This is a genomic window from Methanobrevibacter sp. (assembly GCF_045116495.1).
Taxonomy (GTDB): domain Archaea; phylum Methanobacteriota; class Methanobacteria; order Methanobacteriales; family Methanobacteriaceae; genus Methanocatella.
In genome coordinates, this window is sequence record NZ_JBGULU010000093.1 from 1 (window position 1) to 17,580 (window position 17,580).

General features: G+C 33.8%; 17 protein-coding genes. 4 read left to right on the top strand and 13 right to left on the bottom strand.

Annotated elements, in window-relative coordinates:
* Positions 1-22: 22 nt before the first annotated feature.
* Entirely contained in the window at positions 23-556 is a 534-nt protein-coding gene (locus ACJMLH_RS04785) for a flavodoxin family protein (protein WP_405275234.1), read from the top strand.
* 19 nt (positions 557-575) lie between these two features.
* Here ACJMLH_RS04785 and ACJMLH_RS04790 read toward each other — a convergent pair whose 3' ends face one another.
* The 4 genes from ACJMLH_RS04790 to ACJMLH_RS04805 form a co-directional block, all read right to left on the bottom strand.
* Complete coding sequence (locus ACJMLH_RS04790; protein ID WP_405275236.1) at positions 576-1,133, bottom strand: TMEM175 family protein; 558 nt, start codon at positions 1,131-1,133, stop codon at positions 576-578.
* A 118-nt stretch (positions 1,134-1,251) separates the two neighbouring features.
* Positions 1,252-3,177, bottom strand: coding sequence for a MutS-related protein (locus tag ACJMLH_RS04795; RefSeq protein WP_405275238.1), 1,926 nt, complete (start codon positions 3,175-3,177; stop codon positions 1,252-1,254).
* 77 nt (positions 3,178-3,254) lie between these two features.
* Positions 3,255-5,678 carry a DUF3656 domain-containing protein gene (locus tag ACJMLH_RS04800; protein ID WP_405275240.1) on the bottom strand — a complete coding sequence of 808 codons (2,424 nt, stop codon included), beginning with the start codon at positions 5,676-5,678 and terminating at the stop codon, positions 3,255-3,257.
* Positions 5,678-8,179 (bottom strand): DUF3656 domain-containing protein, encoded by a 2,502-nt coding sequence (locus ACJMLH_RS04805; RefSeq protein ID WP_405275242.1) that lies wholly within the window; start codon positions 8,177-8,179, stop codon positions 5,678-5,680. The genes ACJMLH_RS04800 and ACJMLH_RS04805 overlap by 1 nt, the downstream gene beginning before the upstream one ends.
* An 81-nt stretch (positions 8,180-8,260) precedes the next feature.
* Here ACJMLH_RS04805 and tmk point away from each other — a divergent pair, with 81 nt between their 5' ends.
* Positions 8,261-8,839 carry a dTMP kinase gene (gene tmk / locus ACJMLH_RS04810; RefSeq protein ID WP_405275244.1) on the top strand — a complete coding sequence of 193 codons (579 nt, stop codon included), beginning with the start codon at positions 8,261-8,263 and terminating at the stop codon, positions 8,837-8,839.
* A gap of 99 nt (positions 8,840-8,938) precedes the next feature.
* Here tmk and ACJMLH_RS04815 read toward each other — a convergent pair whose 3' ends face one another.
* The 5 genes from ACJMLH_RS04815 to mcm all read right to left on the bottom strand — a co-directional run bounded on the left by ACJMLH_RS04815 (position 8,939) and on the right by mcm (position 13,749).
* Positions 8,939-9,169, bottom strand: coding sequence for a hypothetical protein (locus tag ACJMLH_RS04815; RefSeq protein WP_405275246.1), 231 nt, complete (start codon positions 9,167-9,169; stop codon positions 8,939-8,941).
* Positions 9,170-10,132 carry a tyrosine--tRNA ligase gene (locus ACJMLH_RS04820; protein ID WP_405275248.1) on the bottom strand — a complete coding sequence of 321 codons (963 nt, stop codon included), beginning with the start codon at positions 10,130-10,132 and terminating at the stop codon, positions 9,170-9,172.
* An 8-nt stretch (positions 10,133-10,140) separates the two neighbouring features.
* On the bottom strand, positions 10,141-11,184 hold the full coding sequence (locus tag ACJMLH_RS04825; protein WP_405275251.1) for a 60S ribosomal export protein NMD3: 1,044 nt from the start codon (positions 11,182-11,184) through the stop codon (positions 10,141-10,143).
* Positions 11,185-11,216: 32 nt separating this feature from the next.
* On the bottom strand, positions 11,217-11,624 hold the full coding sequence (locus ACJMLH_RS04830; RefSeq protein ID WP_067040760.1) for a translation initiation factor IF-2 subunit beta: 408 nt from the start codon (positions 11,622-11,624) through the stop codon (positions 11,217-11,219).
* A 124-nt stretch (positions 11,625-11,748) separates the two neighbouring features.
* The gene (mcm, locus tag ACJMLH_RS04835) at positions 11,749-13,749 is read right to left on the bottom strand and encodes a minichromosome maintenance protein MCM (protein WP_405275253.1); all 2,001 of its coding nucleotides are present in this window, start codon (positions 13,747-13,749) and stop codon (positions 11,749-11,751) included.
* Positions 13,750-13,877: 128 nt separating this feature from the next.
* Here mcm and ACJMLH_RS04840 point away from each other — a divergent pair, with 128 nt between their 5' ends.
* Positions 13,878-14,297: a hypothetical protein gene (locus tag ACJMLH_RS04840; protein ID WP_405275255.1), complete on the top strand. Its 420-nt coding sequence runs from the start codon at positions 13,878-13,880 to the stop codon at positions 14,295-14,297.
* On the opposite strand, the gene ACJMLH_RS04845 is transcribed toward ACJMLH_RS04840, so the two are convergent.
* Both ACJMLH_RS04845 and ACJMLH_RS04850 read right to left on the bottom strand, forming a co-directional pair.
* Entirely contained in the window at positions 14,294-14,929 is a 636-nt protein-coding gene (locus tag ACJMLH_RS04845; protein WP_405275257.1) for an RlmE family RNA methyltransferase, read from the bottom strand. The genes ACJMLH_RS04840 and ACJMLH_RS04845 overlap by 4 nt on opposite strands.
* A 1-nt stretch (position 14,930) precedes the next feature.
* On the bottom strand, positions 14,931-15,461 hold the full coding sequence (locus tag ACJMLH_RS04850) for a metallophosphoesterase (RefSeq protein ID WP_405275260.1): 531 nt from the start codon (positions 15,459-15,461) through the stop codon (positions 14,931-14,933).
* A gap of 128 nt (positions 15,462-15,589) precedes the next feature.
* On the opposite strand from ACJMLH_RS04850, the gene ACJMLH_RS04855 reads away from it, so the two are divergent.
* The gene (locus tag ACJMLH_RS04855; protein WP_405275262.1) at positions 15,590-16,681 is read left to right on the top strand and encodes a formate--phosphoribosylaminoimidazolecarboxamide ligase; all 1,092 of its coding nucleotides are present in this window, start codon (positions 15,590-15,592) and stop codon (positions 16,679-16,681) included.
* A gap of 8 nt (positions 16,682-16,689) precedes the next feature.
* On the opposite strand, the gene ACJMLH_RS04860 is transcribed toward ACJMLH_RS04855, so the two are convergent.
* Positions 16,690-17,151, bottom strand: coding sequence for a hypothetical protein (locus ACJMLH_RS04860; RefSeq protein ID WP_405275264.1), 462 nt, complete (start codon positions 17,149-17,151; stop codon positions 16,690-16,692).
* Positions 17,152-17,169: 18 nt separating this feature from the next.
* Entirely contained in the window at positions 17,170-17,544 is a 375-nt protein-coding gene (locus ACJMLH_RS04865; RefSeq protein ID WP_405275266.1) for a DUF5518 domain-containing protein, read from the bottom strand.
* Positions 17,545-17,580 lie beyond the last annotated feature (36 nt).

The window sequence follows — 17,580 nt, forward strand, 5'->3', positions numbered from 1 at the left end:
ATAATAACATGGGAGGATTATAATGGATATTGTAGCGATAATGGGATCTCCAAGAAAACATGCAAATACGGACATGTTACTTGATGAAATGATTCGTGGAGCCGAAGAAAACGGCCATAATATAATTAAACATTATATTGGTGATTTGGACGTTCATGCATGCAGAGGTTGTGGTGTGTGCATGAGTGGAAAAGACTGTGTTTTTAAGGATGACGGTTTGACAGTAACTCATCAGATTGCAGAATCCGAAGGATTAATTGTTTCAACCCCAATATATTTTGGTCAGATGACTGGTGATTTGAAAGTATTGCTGGATAGAATGTACGGCATAACTCATAATCCGTTAATTCCATTAACAGGTAAAGTTGCATTGATTTTTACTCATTTGGGGCGTGAAGGTTATTATGATTCATATATTGAACTTACAAAAATACAACCGTTCCAAATGAATATGCATTATCAGATATTGGATGTTTTGGATGTTGGAAGCTTGGGTGATGTTCGAAATCAGCCGAATAAGCTAATTGAAGCTTATGAAATTGGTAAAAAATTTTAATGGTATTCATTGAATTAATTTATCTGATTGAATGCAAAATTGATCTTATAATCAAAATCAAGCAAACAATACTAATTGCAATAGGATGGCCTAAAAATCCAATAATAAATCCTATAATTAGAAATATTAGTGGAATGATTATCGCATTTTTCAAATCCAAAACACTAGGCAGGTATTCGTTATCGGCATTAATTTTTATTAAATATCTGCTCATGATAAATAAAATAATATAGATTAAAATGAAATCCAAACCATATAAAGATTCACTTAATAGGGAATTTGGATTATTTGCAACAAAAATTGTTAAATAGGGAATTAGTGAGATTACAAACATTAAAAAAATGTTTAACCAAATAATTTTTGAATCAATTTTTTCTACATGAGCATATATCAGATGATGGTATTGCCAGAGATTTGCACAAACCAGAAAACTAACTAAATAAGTGAAATATGAAATCTTTAAAGCAGATATTCCTGCAAGGGTCGCAGTTTCAGGTTGAGGTAACTCCAGTACTAAAACAGTTACTATAATTGCTATTATGGCATCATAAAATGCTTCTAATCTATTTGTTTCCAAAAAAGTTTCTTGCCCATATTTTATTATTTGAATTATATTACTATACATGTAGTGTTTTCGAATAGTTAATGAATTTATTGTTAAATGGATTAAAAATAGTAAAAAGTAGTATATGTTTTTAGAATTTTTCTAAAATTCTGGCATACACTGCTTTTAATTCATCATCTGATTTTTCATATATTCTTTTTAGAATTAATTCAGGGGTACTTTTTGCAAGGAAATTCATTTTAGGTGTTCTATCAACAATTAAATTATAATTTTCGTCCAATCCTTTAGCTTCAATACCATCTACTCTGATATCAGTGTAATTCATTAGTTCTCGTGCCATATGGGTCACAATCACTCCATAAGAATTGGATTCTTTTATCATATCAATAAATGTGGATATGATTTTAACTGCTGCATCAAGTTCGGTTATTCCTTCAAGTTCATCTAGTAATACTAACTTTTCACTATTGGTGGTGACGATTGGTATGAACACATTCAAAAACGATTCAAATGCACCAGCATCTAGTGACCGTTTTTTGGAGAAGTGATAAATTTCATCAAATAATTTTATTTCAGCACTATCTGCACTTACCGGAAGTCCCATTTGTGCCATTATGGATATTTGTGTTAGTGTTTCCAGAAGTGTGGTTTTTCCTCCACTGTTTGCTCCGGTTAAAAGTGCAATGTTTTCATCTTGTGTTAACTGATAATCGACAGCTTGAATATAATCCTTATCTTTTTTAAGTGCCAGTTCCAGATGCAATGCTCCATTCAATTTTATTTCGTCGCCGAATTCAGGTCTGCACAAATCGTATTCATATGCGAAGCTTCCCAAACTGAATTCATAGTCGAATTTTATTGCATCTTCAACTTCTTCGACAGCTCTTTTTTTAATGGAGTTTAGTTGAATTGCAGCACTCTTTTTAATATCAAAAATATCGTTTTCCTTTTTGGATGACTGTTCTAGGGTTACTCGTTGGATTTCTGTTTCGTCAATTGTGATTGGATATGTCCTGAGATATGGGTCAAAACTCATTCCGGTTTTTTCACGGATGATGTCCTTGCGTTTATTTATAATTTCGTCAAATATTTTACTAATCTTTGGAGGGAAGTTATTGTTTAATAGGTTGAGTATTTCATCTCCTTCAAGATCAATATTTTTTATAGATTTTTCTAATTCTTCATCCATCTCATCTTTTAGAGAAAGGACAAGGTCTTCAATATCAACTTCCCTTTTATCGATGATATTTAATTCATCAATGATGGGGATGATGTCTCCAAGTACACTTTCCTTATTTCTGATTTTCTGGATTTCATGAACTCTTGTAAACAGATCCTTATTTTGAATAAAGAAATTAATTATTTTTTCCGGAACAATTTCATAGTCATTTTCTTCAATGTTAATCATTACAAGATTTGGCATTCCGTCAAAATCAAGAACTCCCTGCGAATAAACATAAAATACCAAATCGTAATTCATCATTTCTTCCTGAAGCAATGGGGAATCACTTGCAGTAATGATTGGATAATATTGGTTCAGACCCAGGTCTGTGAGGTAAGCGTTATCCTCTTCACGCTCAACCAGAATGGCTTTACTTGGATCATATTCGGGTTTGGCCTCTTCAACTTCTTTTAAATTTCTCATTAAGCCTCTTAATTTGATTATTGGGAGTTGTGATACGTGATCTTTAGCATTCATTACAAAATCGAGTTGGGAATTAATTTTATCAATATCTTTGGTTGGAGAAAGTAATAGGATTCTGTTTTTTGAGTAGGTTGTATTTGAATAGGATAATATTTTGTTTATGATGTCTTCATAAAGCTCCATAGCCCTGTCGCTTTTTATAAACTCATAAGTGGGCATATTTAACAATTGGTTCATTATTTCAATTGCTTTTCGTTGACTTATCCCCTCGATATTAGCTATTTTTTCAACATCGACATTATCAACTATTTTTTGGAGTTCTTCTTCGCCTCCAACACTATTTAATATTTTTTCAGAGATTTTATCTCCTATTCCTTTTATATTTTGCAATGTAATTCTTTCCCCTTGCATTTTTACCAAACCCCTTTTGTAATATAATTTAGTATTTAAGTATATATTCAATATTTGCCGAGAGCATTTGATGAGTATTATTGATAGTTTCCCAAGGTATTTTTGGGACTGTATTTTAACAATTCTTTTTTGCTGATTTTTCCATTTAATGCGGATTTATAAACATCAATTATTTTATAATGGTTTTCATCTTTATAACGACCGTCTATTGCGAAATTGCAAAAGCCAATATTTTTAAGATGGTTGATTTCTTCAAGCAGTGAAAGTTCGCTGTCATTAAAGATGATTATCTCCTCATCGGATATGCTTTTATGAATCGGGTACTTTCTGTTTTTTCTATCAATAAGATAATTTTCATAATTTTTCTTAAGTTCATTTCCATATAACAGCAGATACCTGCTTTTCATTAGCTCAACTGACCCCTGCACCAGCAATTCTAACTTATCTGGAGTTTCACAATTTGCAATAATGTCTTCATAATCTTTTTTGGTAAGTTCGGGTGATACTGTTAGGATTTTATAGTTTTTAAGGCTTTTTATTGTTTCAGTGTTGGTAATATTCATGGAATATGGCCCGTATTCTCCATTGAATGAGTTGGCCATGATTGGGATGTTATAATGCATTTTATTTAAGATTCCTCTGACTTTATTTAGCAGTTTAATTAGCTTGTCATGAGCAATATCCGGCCATTTCCAGATTAATTCATAATCTTTGGTGTAGGATATTTCACATGCTGTTTTTAAAAAGTTAATCATGTAATTCAGATTCGGATTTCCGTTAAATGCCATGTCCAAATCATCATTGTCATTTGGAATTTCCAAATAGACTCTTTCGACTCCGATAATATTTTTTAAGTCATTTAAATTATTTGTATAATAAGATATATTTGCTTCTGTGGTGCCGTTAATGTTAATGTTGTTTTTTAGGCTTATTTTTTTAGTTTCATGTTTGTATAAATTATTGATTTCGTTTTCCAATGTTTTAAATAAGTTTCTTCTTAGCTCATTAATCTTGCTTATTGGAATAAACAGTGTCCCGTCATAGTTAACGTTAATTTGTACAATTTCGTAGGGATAATTATCAGTTTTTGAAAGCTGATTTTTAACGGTATCTGCACTGACTGCCTTTTTAAGGGGCTTTTCAAATGGAGTGTTTCCCCTCACTTCACATTTGACCTCTTTTTTATTGGCCAAAGTTAATTTCCCCTTAAGAATTGGGAAGTTATTTTTAATTGAAAATGTTAGTGTCAGTTTGGATTTGACAAAACTGGTTGCCTTGTTTTCAATTTCTTTGACTTTTTTAGTTAGTTTATTTCTTTTGGTCAGATATACGTCTGATTCATTTAAATTAAAATCACTTTTTTTGTTTTGCCATACTTTTTTAACAATCAGAACTCTGTCTTTCCTGTTCAAGTCTTTAATTTCTTTATTTTTACCTTTCTTAAAGTGATTTAGAGTTGTTATTGTTGGATTCTGAGATATTTCAAAACCGTAATCATTGCTGTTTTTAACAATTAAAAGTCCATCTCCTTTTTCAGGAATGTTTTTAAGAGAATTGTCCAATCTGATTGCAATTCTGTTTTTATGCGAATCAATGACACGCCCTATTTTCAATCCGATATGGCCCGCTCTCAGGCTTCTTTTGGATTGGTGGCTGAATTGGCCTTCACTAAATCCCCTATTGAAAACCAGATTTATTTCTTCACTTCTTATTTCTTTCCCGCTCTTTAATTTGTTCAGTGCTTTGCGGTAACTGCTTATCACAATGGCCAAATACTCTTTGCTTCTCATTCTGCCTTCAATTTTAATGCAGGATATATTCATCTCTGCAATTTCTTTCAATTGGTTATAAAGGCTTAAATCGCACGGGGAAAGGTAATAGTCTTCTCTTTTTATACCTTGGATTTTATATTTCTGACGGCATGGCTGGGCACAGGTGCCTCTATTTCCACTTCGTCCGCCTTTAAAACTACTCATAAGGCATTGGCCAGAATAACAATAGCATAGTGCCCCATGTGCAAATATTTCAAGCTCCATATTTGTTTTCAGCTGTTCGATTTCTTCCTTTCGCATTTCACGTGGAAGAACAATTCTTTTAATTCCTTTGCTTTCAATATAATTTATTTTAAGCTGGTTTTCAGCAGTCATTTGTGTTGATGCATGTATTTTTAGTTTGGGCAGATGAGTGTTTATCAGCTCCACCAGTCCCAAGTCCTGGACTAAAATCGCATCCACGCCGATTGCATATAACTGGGATGCGTAATTTATCACGTCTTCCAGTTCGTCCTGTTTAATTAAGGTATTGACAGTAACGTAAACCTTGACATTATGGAGGTGCGCCATGTTTACTGCTTCGTTAATCTCATCCAGTGTAAAGTTTTCGGCATATTTGCGGGCACCGTAATCTTTCCCTGACAAATAAACGGAACTGGCTCCGGCATTAATTGCTACTTTTAAATGGTCCATTGATCCGACAGGTGCTAGTAGTTCAGGAATTCTCATTATTTGTCCTCGTGTAATCTGCCTTCAATGAAATTGCCTTTGTTAATGTAGGATTGTGAGAAATCCATGATTTGGTATTTGTATTTTGTCAGCTCTTCATCATCCTTATTTTGAAGGCTTTCGGTGTAAATTGATAAAATCTGTGATGTGTATTTTTCATTGGAATATCTGCAATCAAGAATCAATGAATCAAGACCCAATTCTTTGATGTTATTCATCTCTTCAATTAGGCATAAGCAATCCTTGTTGATGATATGGCTTTGTTTGTTGTAGTCGAAAAAGATTTTATATTTGAATTTTTTCCGTTTTTTGTCTTCCAAGGTTGCATAATCCGCATCATTTGAAATAATAAAGTCTTTTCCATCATTCAGGTTAGTGAAATCATCCTTACTCACAATTACTTCCAGATTTCCATTGACAATCATCTCCAAATCAATGTTTCGGTCATGGTTTCTTTTTACCAATTCCTTTATTTCTGCACCTGAAAGCTCTGATGATAGGATTAATGATTTGAATCCTGATGCATTTAAATTTCTAACACAAAAGCTATTCCAAACATTCAAATTATGATTTCCATAAATTGCACAGTCGAATATTTCATTCATTGCCGGAAAATCGCCCATTACTGAAACTATTATTCCTTCATTTTCCAGATCTTTAATTATTTGATTGCATTTGATGGCTTCCTCTTCTGAGATGAATGAAGACAATACCCAAACGAATTCTGTTGGAGCCGCCATTAAACTTCCTTTTTTCAGGGTTTCCTTTATGTTTTCAAAGTAGTCATCAGGATTGTTGTAGTGGCAATTTCCATCAAAATAAATCCTTTTCAAATCAAATCCTGAAGCCGCTTTTATTTGTGACAAATCATCAATAAATATGGATAATTTAGGTTTTTTCTTTTTGATTTTACCTTTATCCGCTTCATAATCTTCAAAGAATTTGGTTAAGTTTTTACGGACTGCTTTCACAGATTTTTTAGTAGGGGTGTAATGATTCTGTAGCATTTCTGTAGCAGTATCCAGGATTTCACGCCTAATCTGGTTAATTTCACGAATTGGAATGAAAATGTCCTGAGGCATGTTGTTGAATTTGATGTTTTCAATGTAAAATGGTGTGCCTCCGGTTTTATTAAGCTGTTGGGATATGGTTTCTTCAGTCACAGGCTTATTTTTAGCCTTTTCAAATTTGTCTAATGTTTTGTGTCTGAAATTAATTAACTCATCATCAAGGTAAAATTCAACTTTGGTAAAGAGGTTCAGATTTTCATCCCATGTCAATGATAAGCTGATTGGAACATTATTTTTTATGGTTTCTTTTTCAAATTGCTTTAAATAATCATGAGTGGATTTGGAATAGCTGATGAATACTTCAGTTCCGACTTTAACAAGGCGTGTGGTGTCTATAATGATTTCATTTTCATCCTGTTTTATGATGTTTTCCAGATAAATTCCTTTGATTTTGCCGTTGTATTTAAATGCAATTCCATCTCCAGGTTCTAAGATGACCGGAATTTCTTTGTTTTTAATCTCAATTGTGACTTTGGTGTCTTCAATGTTTGTGATGTCTCCGATGTAGAGTCCTTCATGGCCAGAATGGCCTCTTCCCATAACGTCTCCGGGTTTATCTCCCATGATGTATCCGTCGGTGAATTGTCTGTTGAAAACAAGGTGCAGGTCTTTTTTATAATCTCCAGGTTTTCCGTCAATAAGATTTCTGTAACTGTTTACTATGGTTCCTATATAGTCTCCAGATTTCATTCTGCCTTCAAGCTTGAGGGATTTCACTCCTGCATCTGCAATTTCATCCAAATGGTTGTAGGTTGCAAGGTCATGTGTTGACAGAAGATAACCGTTACCTATATTGTATCCTCTGTACTTTAAGCGATATTCTCTTCTGCATGGTTGTGCACAAGCTCCTCTGTTGCCGCTTCTTCCACTGTTATATGAGGACATATAACATTTTCCGCTGACACAGTAGCATAGTGCTCCATGTCCAAATACTTCAATGTCCATGTCAATATTGTCTTTTTTAAGCTGTTCTGTGGTTTGTCTGATTTGGTCAATATTAACTTCTCTTGGAAGCACAACTCTTTTAATATTGTTTTTACTGGCCCATTTGATTGATGAATAATTGTTCAGTCCCATCTGTGTTGATGCATGGACTTCCAACTCTGGAATGAATGTTTTTAAAAGCCAGATTAATCCGAAATCCTGTACAATAACTGCATCAACTCCAATCTGATACAGTTTAAACAAGTATTTCATCACATCCACAATTTCGAAATTGTTTATTAACGTATTGACAGTAACGTGGACTTTAACGCCATTCAAATGAGCATAGTTGACTGCTTTCTCAATTTCTTCGATAGTGAAGTTTTTAGCGTATGCTCTCGCCCCATAATTTTGCCCAGCAATATAAACAGCATCAGCGCCTGCATTGACAGCAATAACCAATACTTCATAGGAACCTGCTGGAGCTAATAATTCTTCTAAAACCATTTTATTTAAACACCTTGAATTGATTTATTCATTTATCTTTTTGTAATTAATTATATATTAAATTAAAACATATTCTATTTTATGTATATAGTATTTGAAGGAATAGACGGCGCCGGAAAATCAACTCAAATTGGAATGTTAAAAGAATGGCTTGAAGCCAATGGATTCAGGGTTGAAACATTGGTTGAGCCAACTGATTCTGAAGTTGGGAAGTTAATCAGAGAGATTTTACAGCGTCCTGATGCAACAACTGAAAGACTGCAAAAAACATTAGCTCTGCTGTTTGCAGCCGATAGAATGTTAATAATGGATAAGTTGGAAGACAAATCCAAAATAATAATTTCAGACAGGTCATTTATCTCAAGTTTGGCTTATCAGGAACCTGCAGAATGGGTTGAAGTTTTAAATAGATATGCTAAAAAGCCAGATCTGTTAATTTTAATGGATTTGGATGTTGCCAAATCAGTTGCAAGGACTTCCGGCAAAGACACTTTTGAAAATGAGGAATTTTTAACCGGAGTTAAGGAAAACTATTTAAATTTGGCTAAAAATTACACCCATGAAATTATTGATGCCAATAATGGTGTAAATAAGGTATCCTCAGATATTAAAAAGGCGGTAGCACCATATCTTGGAATTTGTCCGGACTGCATATCATGATTAGGGATTAAATCCGAAACTGAGTTAAAAAAGTAGATGATCATGAAAAAATGAGAAAAATTGATGAATTAAAAGAGATATTGAAACTCTTAATTTAATTCATTCATTTTTATTTTCAGAAGTTTTTCCTTCCAATTCGTTTAATCTTTCTTGGATAGCATTTGCTAAAAATTCTTTAGTTTTAACAAGTTCATCGTATTCTCCAATCAAAACTGGGCCGAATTCGGTCTGTTCTAATTTGATGTCGAATTTCTCATATGCGTGAGCAAGCATGGCTTCTCCAACACCGTTTGGCAAACCCATTTGAAACTCTTCTTTTTCTTCTTGCATTTAATTTTCCTCCATGTATTCTCTTACAGGTGCAAAGAATTCAATTAAGAAGTCTTTAATTCCATTTTTTAAATCCATTGGGTGTAGGTTTCCTTCACTGAAGTCTTTAATCAGTTCATCATGTGTAAGTTCAATGTCTCCCCCGAATTTTTCAGGTCGTTTGATAAGTAAAGTATCTTGATTTGGGAAAACGAATGTTTCTGCAATTTCAATAATAGGATTTCCTTCAACCTCTCCTTGTGGGCAGAAGCTTTTCTTGATTTTTTTGGTGATTTCTTCAACGGAATCATCTACTGCAATGTAGTTTCCTTTGCTGGAAGACATTTTGGCATCACCGTCAAGACCGTGCAATAATGGGGTGTGAATACAAACAGGCACATTTTCACCTATTTTTTCAAGGTTTTCACGTGCTAACATTTGGATTTTTCTCTGTTCCATTCCTCCAAGTGCAATGTCAACTTCTAAAGCAGCCATGTCCACTGTTTGCATAATCGGATAAATTACGCTAGCCACTTTTGGATTATCATCTGCACGACTTACCTGATCCATACTTCTTCTTGCTCTTTTTAAGGTTGTCATAGTGGCTAATTGGTAAACTTTATCAGTGTAGTCAGGTTCCAATTGAAAAGATGATCCTAAAACAAATTCAGTTGTTTCATCAAGACCTAAAGCCTGGAAACATTTTTTGTTGTATTCGGCAGTTTCTGCTATTTCTTCTAGGGTTCCTTTTCCATTTAAAAATGCATGATAATCTGCTAAAAGGATTTTAATTTTAAAACCTAAGCTTTGCAATTGTTTTAATTTCTGTACAGTCACTGCATGTCCTAAATGGATTTTTCCGGAAGGTTCATAACCGGTATAAGCTATAGGTTGTTCTTTTTGGAGTACTTCTTTTAATTCTTCTGTATCTATAACTTCTAAGGTTCCTTTCTCGATTAACTGAATTTTTTCTTCAATGCTCATTTTATCACTTAAATTAATAAATAAACGTAACCATCCAATCTGATAAGTTTCACTTCCTCCCCGACATTCAAATCTGCAAATTCCTCTTTCATATCCAGATCAACTGCAGAGTAATCAACAGGATCTAAAATTTGCAGGTACTGTGGAGATTTTGAAATTATTGTGGTAGTTTCAATATCACTTGCTTTTTTAACAAGTTCAATATCCTCCATATGTTTCATAGGGATATTGTGCTTTTTATCTGTTGAAATTTCCACTCCAACAAAGCTATTTTTACTAATGCTTTTTATTTGCATTATTTTATTGTCATATCTGATAAAATCGCTGATTTCAAATTCTGGAATTCTGACTGAAATCCAAATTCTGTAAAGCCCTTTTCCTGTAGATTTGTCTTCACTAATTAGTCTTGGAGATTCTTTTATTATTCCTCCAAATTCTTCTTTTAGTGCTTCTGCTACTTTTTTCCCGGTTTTAAAGGATCCTATATAGTAATCATATCCTTCTTTGAGTTTAGCTATTTGAGGGCAATATGCCAGTTTATCCACTTTGGATTGTTTTATTAATGTCCTTTCAACTACTTCATCGGCTTTGGCATATTCTTCAGGTTTTATTTCGCGTCTGTCTGCTCTAAACTGAATTACAGTTTCATAATATCCTGCCTGAACTTTACTGCAGGTTGGGCAAACTGTTTTTCTAATTTTAACCTGAGTTTCATGAGTTTCTTCAATCTGAACTCCATGAACTTCCCCTGTAACTTCAACAAAACAATCAGCTATTGTTCCTTTTATTTGGTCAATTTCAAGATTGATAATTTCATTTGAAACTTCATCGGCGATTTTAATATTTCTCTCGAGTGCACGGTAGATGATTTCTTCTTCTGGGATGAACTCGTCAATCCATTTTCCTTCTTCTAGTTTACTGTTACAATGGCTGCATATTTGTATGTCAATGTTTTTAGGTATTTCAATCATCTGAAATTCTTTTAAAAAACAGTCAATACAGACATCGCCAATCATTTCTTTATCTGTACTTCCGCACTCTGGACAAAACATAATATCAATAAAAATAAAATAAAAAAGTAGAATTATAAGGATTTTAAAGGTGCTGTAGCACCGCATGCAGCACATTTAAGTAAGAATATTCTACCTTCTCTAATAATTCTGGTATCTGGTCTGTTACATTCGTGGCAAATTACGTATTTGTCTACATAATCTTCAATTCTTTCGTTGATTAAGTAATGTGTAAATTTACCTTGTAATATTGCTCTTTGACCTTCAATGTTTCCTGCAGTACCTAATTCTCTCATTAAGAATTTTAATAAATGTTGAGGGTCTCTGTTTAAACCTTCTGCAACATCTTTAAAGTTTTTAATAAAGGTTCTATTACCTTGGATATCTGAATAAGCTTTAGGGATTTTGAATCTTTTATGTTCAAATACTTCAGGAGGTAATTGGTCTATTGCTCTTTCTAATAAATCTTCATATTTGTCCATGTTATCTCTCCTTAAAAAATCAGTATAAGTATAATATTTTAATTTTAGTTTTAATCCTTTATTAATGTATTGTTATTTTAGGATTTTTTCATGAAATTTTTTAAAAAAATAAGATTTGGAAATATTAAGCGCGCTTAATATATCCTGTAGTTGGGAAGTAAATCAATCCTTTTTGATTTAAGTTTCTAACAAAGGATTCGACTTTTTCTTCGCTCATGTCGTATTTGTCGGCCATGTTTGAGACCAGCACGTTCATCGGTGCTTGACCTCCGTATTCCTCTTCTAAAAGGCCAATCTCTTCCATTACTTTTTGCATTTTTTCTCGCTCGGAAGTTGGTGTTCTTCCTTCCATGACTTCAACGTCAATCTTTCCGGTTTCAGGGTCCACTCCAACATCCTTAAGACATGCTAAAGTCAATCTAACTGCTTTTTCCGCATCTTCTTTTTCAACAAAGTCTTTTAGTTTAATTTTAGCACAGGCTTCTGCCAGACGAATAAGAGCTTCCAGCTGTCTTGCTGTAATTGGTACAGGGCCTTGCTCTTCTGTATTGCTGTTCCTTGTGCTTACATAAAATGTTTTTAAGATGTCATTTGCTTCATCAGTTAATTTTGGATTAACATTTTTACGGGCGTATGCAATATATTTTCTAAGTAATTCGGGTTCAATTTCATATTCGACGGTATTTGACTGGTGTATTTTTAAGATGTGCTCAGCTAATTTTGTATCTCCTTCAACACTTGGTTTGTCTTCAATAACAAATATTAAATCAAAACGTGATATAATTGGCGCAGGTAAGTCAATTTGTTCAGCAAGAACTTTATATCTGTCAAATCTTCCAAATTTAGGGTTTGCTGCTGCAAGAACGGAACATCTTGAATTTAAAGTAGCCATAATTCCTGCCTTAGCAATACTTACAGTCTGCTGTTCCAATGCTTCGTGAAGTGCTGATCTGTCTTCTGATCTCATCTTGTCCAGTTCGTCAACACATACGTTACCCTGGTCTCCAAGTACCAATGCACCTGCCTCAAGTGACCATCCGCCGAGTTCATCCCTGACTGCGGCTGCAGTTAAACCCGCACCACTTGTACCTTTACCGCTTGTATAGATACTTCTAGGAGCAAGTCTTGAAACATATTTTAATATCTGGGATTTACCAATACCTGGGTCTCCTACAATTAAAATGTGGATATCTCCCCTAAGTTTGGTTTCGTCTTCAAGCTGTTTTGCAGCTCCTCCGAATAATTGAAGTGCAATGGCCTCTTTAACATCTCTGTATCCTCTGATGGAAGGTGCAGTTGATCTGATAATTTTTTCGTAAATATTAGGGTCTTCTGACAGTTCAAGAATCTTTTCTTCGTCTTCTTCAGAGAGGTGCAATTCTTCAAATTCCTGTTCCAATGGTTCAATATGGTTTACATAAATGTAATTTTTAAATTTGCCGCTTCTCTCTTCTCTGAATGTTTTTAAGGTTCCTGTAATTCTTACTTTGTCTCCGGGATTTAGTTCATCCACCAAATCATCTTCAAGAATCATCAGCATTTGTTTAGGTTCAGTTCCTCCAGATAAGTTCTCCAAAGGTTCCTGCATTCTTGCAGTTTGTGTATCAATGTATTTTGATTCTTCCTGAAGTAATCTAAATGACCTTCCACCACATTCACTACATAATGAAGGTTCTATGATTCTGTTTCCGGAACTCTGTTCGACCTCGTGCAATCTCATACATCCTCTACATTCAAAAACACCTGTTTCAATACGAGGTCTTATTTCGTCAGTTTTTCTCACAATGCCGTCTGCTGCAACAAAGGTGCCGATATATTTACTTAATAGGTCTTTTAGCTGAATTATATTGGAAAGATTTTCAAAACGAATATTTAAATCAGCATCTTTTACCAGCGGATCAATATTTTTAATCGCTGTTTGGGCAGATTCAATAACTTCTTCAGGTTTTTCTATTAATAAATCAGCCAAGTCAGGATCGAATAACTCCAATGCATTGTAATCTACATTGAGTGATCGTTCATCCGGGTATTTTTCCAGTATTTCGAACACATCGTCTTTGTAGGATGTTGCGAAAAATTCTTCGAATTTTCTAATTAATGTTTGAGATTTTGTAGTGGAATTCATTATATTTTTATTAAGATTTCACACTATAAAAAAATATTGTATGAGAGCATTTGATAAGTAAAAGATTATATACTTAAAGTAATAAACTTATTAGTTACATAAAAACTATATGTTAAATTGAGGTTATTATGAGAAAATCAAGATTAAGCTTATTTAAATCAACTTCTATGTTAATTTCTGTTGTTGGAATCATTATGATAATTGCAACAATCATTGTTGTAGCTTATGTGGGATACAGTATGGTTTCATCAGGAATTACCAATGAAATATCATCTGGAAATCAGTATGATGAGCTTGCAGAGCTTAAAGCGTCATATGACAATCTGTCAATTAAATTTGACAGTGTTAAAGCTACTTATTATGCAGGCAGCGCTGATGATATTCAAACATATAATGCTGCTAAAATTGAACTGTCAAGAGCAAATTCAGCTATTGAAAATGTTCAAAGTGCTTTAGATGCAGGTAAACCATCTAATGAGGTGGATAGTAGAATTTCCTTTGCCAAAGAGAAATTGGAAGCAGCTAATAATGCATACAATAATCTTTAATTTTTATTTTCTTTTCTATTTTTTTTAGGTCTGTATCCAAGTCCCACTACATACATTTCAGAACTTTTTTTACGGGATGATGCAGGTTTTGTTGTTTTGACTTGTCTGAATTTTCCTTTTAGAGAATCAAGCATTGCTTTATATTCAGGGCCTTGAAATACTTTCATAACCAGATTTCCTTTTTCTTCAAGAATATTTTCAGCTATTCCAATGACTGCATTTGTCAAATCTATTGACCTCAGCTGGTCGATATTTTTAATTCCGCTTAGTGATGGTGATGCATCGGACATTACAACTTTTGCTTTTCCTCCAATCAGCTCGATAATTTTTTCTTGGACTTCTGGAGTTGTAAAATCTCCTCTGATTCCATAGTAGTTTTCTTCCTGGAATTTTTTAAATCTGTTCAAATCAACGCCGACTACAATTCCGTCTTCTCCAACTTTTTCAAGAGCTACTTGTGACCATCCTCCTGGGGCAGCTCCCAAATCTACAACGGTATTGCCTTGTTTTATGATTTTGAATTTTTTATCGAGTTGTTTGAGTTTATATGATGCTCTTGAACGATAATCTTCCTGTTTTGCTTTTTTATAATACGGATCCTTATGTTTTTCTACTTGCCATCTGCTTCCCATTTTAATCCCTCTTGAATTTATCAAAATCTAGTGCACTGCACACCGGCGCTCCAACCTTAACGATTTGCACGTCTACTTCTTTATCATGTATTTCAAGTAACATTACAGTTCTATCTGCAAGTCTCGGCACGATTGGACTTCCTGGATTGATTAACAGAACTCCGTCAGTCTGTTCTATTTTTGGTTGGTGTGAGTGGCCGGAAACTAATATGTCAACATTAAGTTCTTTTGCCAGATACACTAATTGCTGTGTATCTGCTCTTGGATAAACTTCTCCATGTATTAATCCAATTTTTACGCCTTCGGCTTCTAATGTTTTTGCTTTCGGGAGATTAATTCCATTGGCTCTATCCATATTTCCCTGAACTGCCATGACTGGTGCGATATTTTCCAATTCTTCAATAACCTCAAGAGAAGTTAAATCTCCAGCATGCAAAATCAAATCAACATCACTAAATGCATCAATAACATTTTGAGGTATTATTCTAGCCCTGTCGGGGATATGAGTATCTGAAATTAAACCGATTAACATTTTATCTTTTCCTTTGTGATTTCATAATAATGTTTGTTTGTTATTATTTTTAATATTAATCCAAATAAAAAATATTATAAATTCATAAAAACATATATAATATCATCATTCTTTGAGGAGAAGATATAATGGGTGAAGTTAAAAAGGAAGATATTTTAGATATTTTGGCTAAATATGACAAGGATGAAATCACTATAGCCACTCTTGGAAGTCATACTTCTTTACACATCTTGCAAGGTGCTAAAGAAGAAGGATTTAGAACAGCAATTGTTTGTAAAAAAGGTCGTGAAATTCCGTATAAACGTTTTGATGTAGCTGATGAATACATTATCATTGACGAATTTGAAGACATTGTTAATGAAGAAGTTCAGCAACAACTTAGAGATATGAATGCTATTGTCGTTCCTCATGGATCTTTTGTTGCATATGCTGGACTTGAAAATGTTGAAGATAAATTCAATGTTCCAATGTTTGGTAACAGGGACGTACTCAGATGGGAAGCTGAAAGGGATAAGGAAAGAGCACTTCTTGTAGAAGGAGGCGTAAGAATTCCATTCAAATACGATGACCCTTCAGAAATTGACAGGCCGGTAATGGTTAAATTCCCTGGAGCAAGAGGTGGAAGAGGTTACTTTGTAGCATCATCTACTGAAGAATTCAATGACAAAATTGAAGCTATGAAAGCACGTGGATGGTTAGATGACGACGATGCAAAAGCAGCACACATTGAAGAATATGTTTCTGGATGTAATTACTGTATACACTATTTCTACTCAGCACTTGACGATACAGTTGAATTAATGGGTATGGATACAAGATACGAATCAAGTATTGACGGCTTTGTAAGAATGCCTGCTAAAGATCAGTTAGACATTGATTTAAGCCCATCTTATGTAGTTACTGGTAACCACCCTGCTGTTATTCGTGAATCTTTACTCCCACAGGTATTTGACATTGCTGATAAATTAACCGAAAGTGCTAAAAAATTAGTTGCTCCTGGATTAAATGGTCCATTCTGTATGCAAACTTTAGTAAACGATAATTTAGAAGTAATCTGTTTTGAAATCAGTGCAAGAACTGATGGTGGAACAAACACATTTATGGACGGTTCTCCTTACTCCTACTTAACATATGGTAAACCAATGAGTATGGGTAGAAGAGTAGCTGTTGAAATTAAAAGAGGAATAGAAAGAGATGAATTAGAAAAAATAATAACATAATTTTGTTATTATTTTTTAAATATTTTATCTACAAAAGTTGTTTTTTCATTAGTTTTTTGAACTTCAGCTTTTTTCTTTTTATTTTTATTTTTACCAATTTTTTGTTGTTTTTCGTATTCTATCATTGCTTTTTCACGGCTTCTTTTAGTCCATGCACCAACAAAACCAACCATTGCTCCAACAAGGATAATTAAACCTACAACTGCATAGATTCCAGTTTCAGTCACGAAAAAGCCAGAAGGTTGACCAAAATATCCTTCTAAAAATAATATTGCAATTGGTGTGGAAGCCAATGCACCCATTAATGTTCCCATTTTTATGTTTCCTTGTCCATATCCGGCATATAAAAGTCCTATTGCTGAGAATGGGTAAAGCCAGTCATTGTATTGAAATCCAAGCAGTATGCATCCCGCAGCTATTGCCGCTCCGAATACTAATGCTTTCATATTTAATCCTAAATCATATTTCATTATATAATCTCCAAAAACTTAATTTCTGTCTTTAGAAGCTATTGCTCCTCCAATTGCTCCTGTAATTCCCATGACAATTGCATAATAAATTAAATCGCTTATAACGGCGGTTAAACCACTAATTCCTGAAATTGTAAATCCGGTTAAGCCTCCGAACATTCCAATCATTGCTCCGCCAAATGTTGCAAGTATGATGAATAATATTGCACAGACGATTGTACCAAATGCTCCTGCAACAGCAGCATTCCACAGCCCTCCAAAAAATCCGCTATGGGCAATATATCCAGTAATGAAGCCAACAATTAGTAATCCCACAAACTCATAGTGTGCAAAAAAAGCTTTCACGATTACTGCTAATATAAATCCAATAAAAACTGCTTTCCACTTTGTCATGATATCACTTATAAACTTAAATTATAATTGTATTTA

Bases quoted from the DNA above. Each gene is read 5' to 3' on its own strand.
- ACJMLH_RS04795 (WP_405275238.1), bottom strand. From the start codon at position 3,177: ATGCAAGGGGAAAGAATTACATTGCAAAATATAAAAGGAATAGGAGAT.
- mcm (WP_405275253.1), bottom strand. From the start codon at position 13,749: ATGAATTCCACTACAAAATCTCAAACATTAATTAGAAAATTCGAAGAA.
- ACJMLH_RS04815 (WP_405275246.1), bottom strand. From the start codon at position 9,169: ATGCAAGAAGAAAAAGAAGAGTTTCAAATGGGTTTGCCAAACGGTGTT.
- ACJMLH_RS04805 (WP_405275242.1), bottom strand. From the start codon at position 8,179: ATGGTTTTAGAAGAATTATTAGCTCCAGCAGGTTCCTATGAAGTATTG.
- ACJMLH_RS04825 (WP_405275251.1), bottom strand. From the start codon at position 11,184: ATGTTTTGTCCAGAGTGCGGAAGTACAGATAAAGAAATGATTGGCGAT.
- tmk (WP_405275244.1), top strand. From the start codon at position 8,261: ATGTATATAGTATTTGAAGGAATAGACGGCGCCGGAAAATCAACTCAA.
- ACJMLH_RS04850 (WP_405275260.1), bottom strand. From the start codon at position 15,461: ATGTTAATCGGTTTAATTTCAGATACTCATATCCCCGACAGGGCTAGA.
- ACJMLH_RS04820 (WP_405275248.1), bottom strand. From the start codon at position 10,132: ATGAGCATTGAAGAAAAAATTCAGTTAATCGAGAAAGGAACCTTAGAA.
- ACJMLH_RS04845 (WP_405275257.1), bottom strand. From the start codon at position 14,929: ATGGGAAGCAGATGGCAAGTAGAAAAACATAAGGATCCGTATTATAAA.
- ACJMLH_RS04785 (WP_405275234.1), top strand. From the start codon at position 23: ATGGATATTGTAGCGATAATGGGATCTCCAAGAAAACATGCAAATACG.
- ACJMLH_RS04830 (WP_067040760.1), bottom strand. From the start codon at position 11,624: ATGGACAAATATGAAGATTTATTAGAAAGAGCAATAGACCAATTACCT.
- ACJMLH_RS04865 (WP_405275266.1), bottom strand. From the start codon at position 17,544: ATGACAAAGTGGAAAGCAGTTTTTATTGGATTTATATTAGCAGTAATC.
- ACJMLH_RS04840 (WP_405275255.1), top strand. From the start codon at position 13,878: ATGAGAAAATCAAGATTAAGCTTATTTAAATCAACTTCTATGTTAATT.
- ACJMLH_RS04860 (WP_405275264.1), bottom strand. From the start codon at position 17,151: ATGAAATATGATTTAGGATTAAATATGAAAGCATTAGTATTCGGAGCG.
- ACJMLH_RS04800 (WP_405275240.1), bottom strand. From the start codon at position 5,678: ATGAGAATTCCTGAACTACTAGCACCTGTCGGATCAATGGACCATTTA.
- ACJMLH_RS04855 (WP_405275262.1), top strand. From the start codon at position 15,590: ATGGGTGAAGTTAAAAAGGAAGATATTTTAGATATTTTGGCTAAATAT.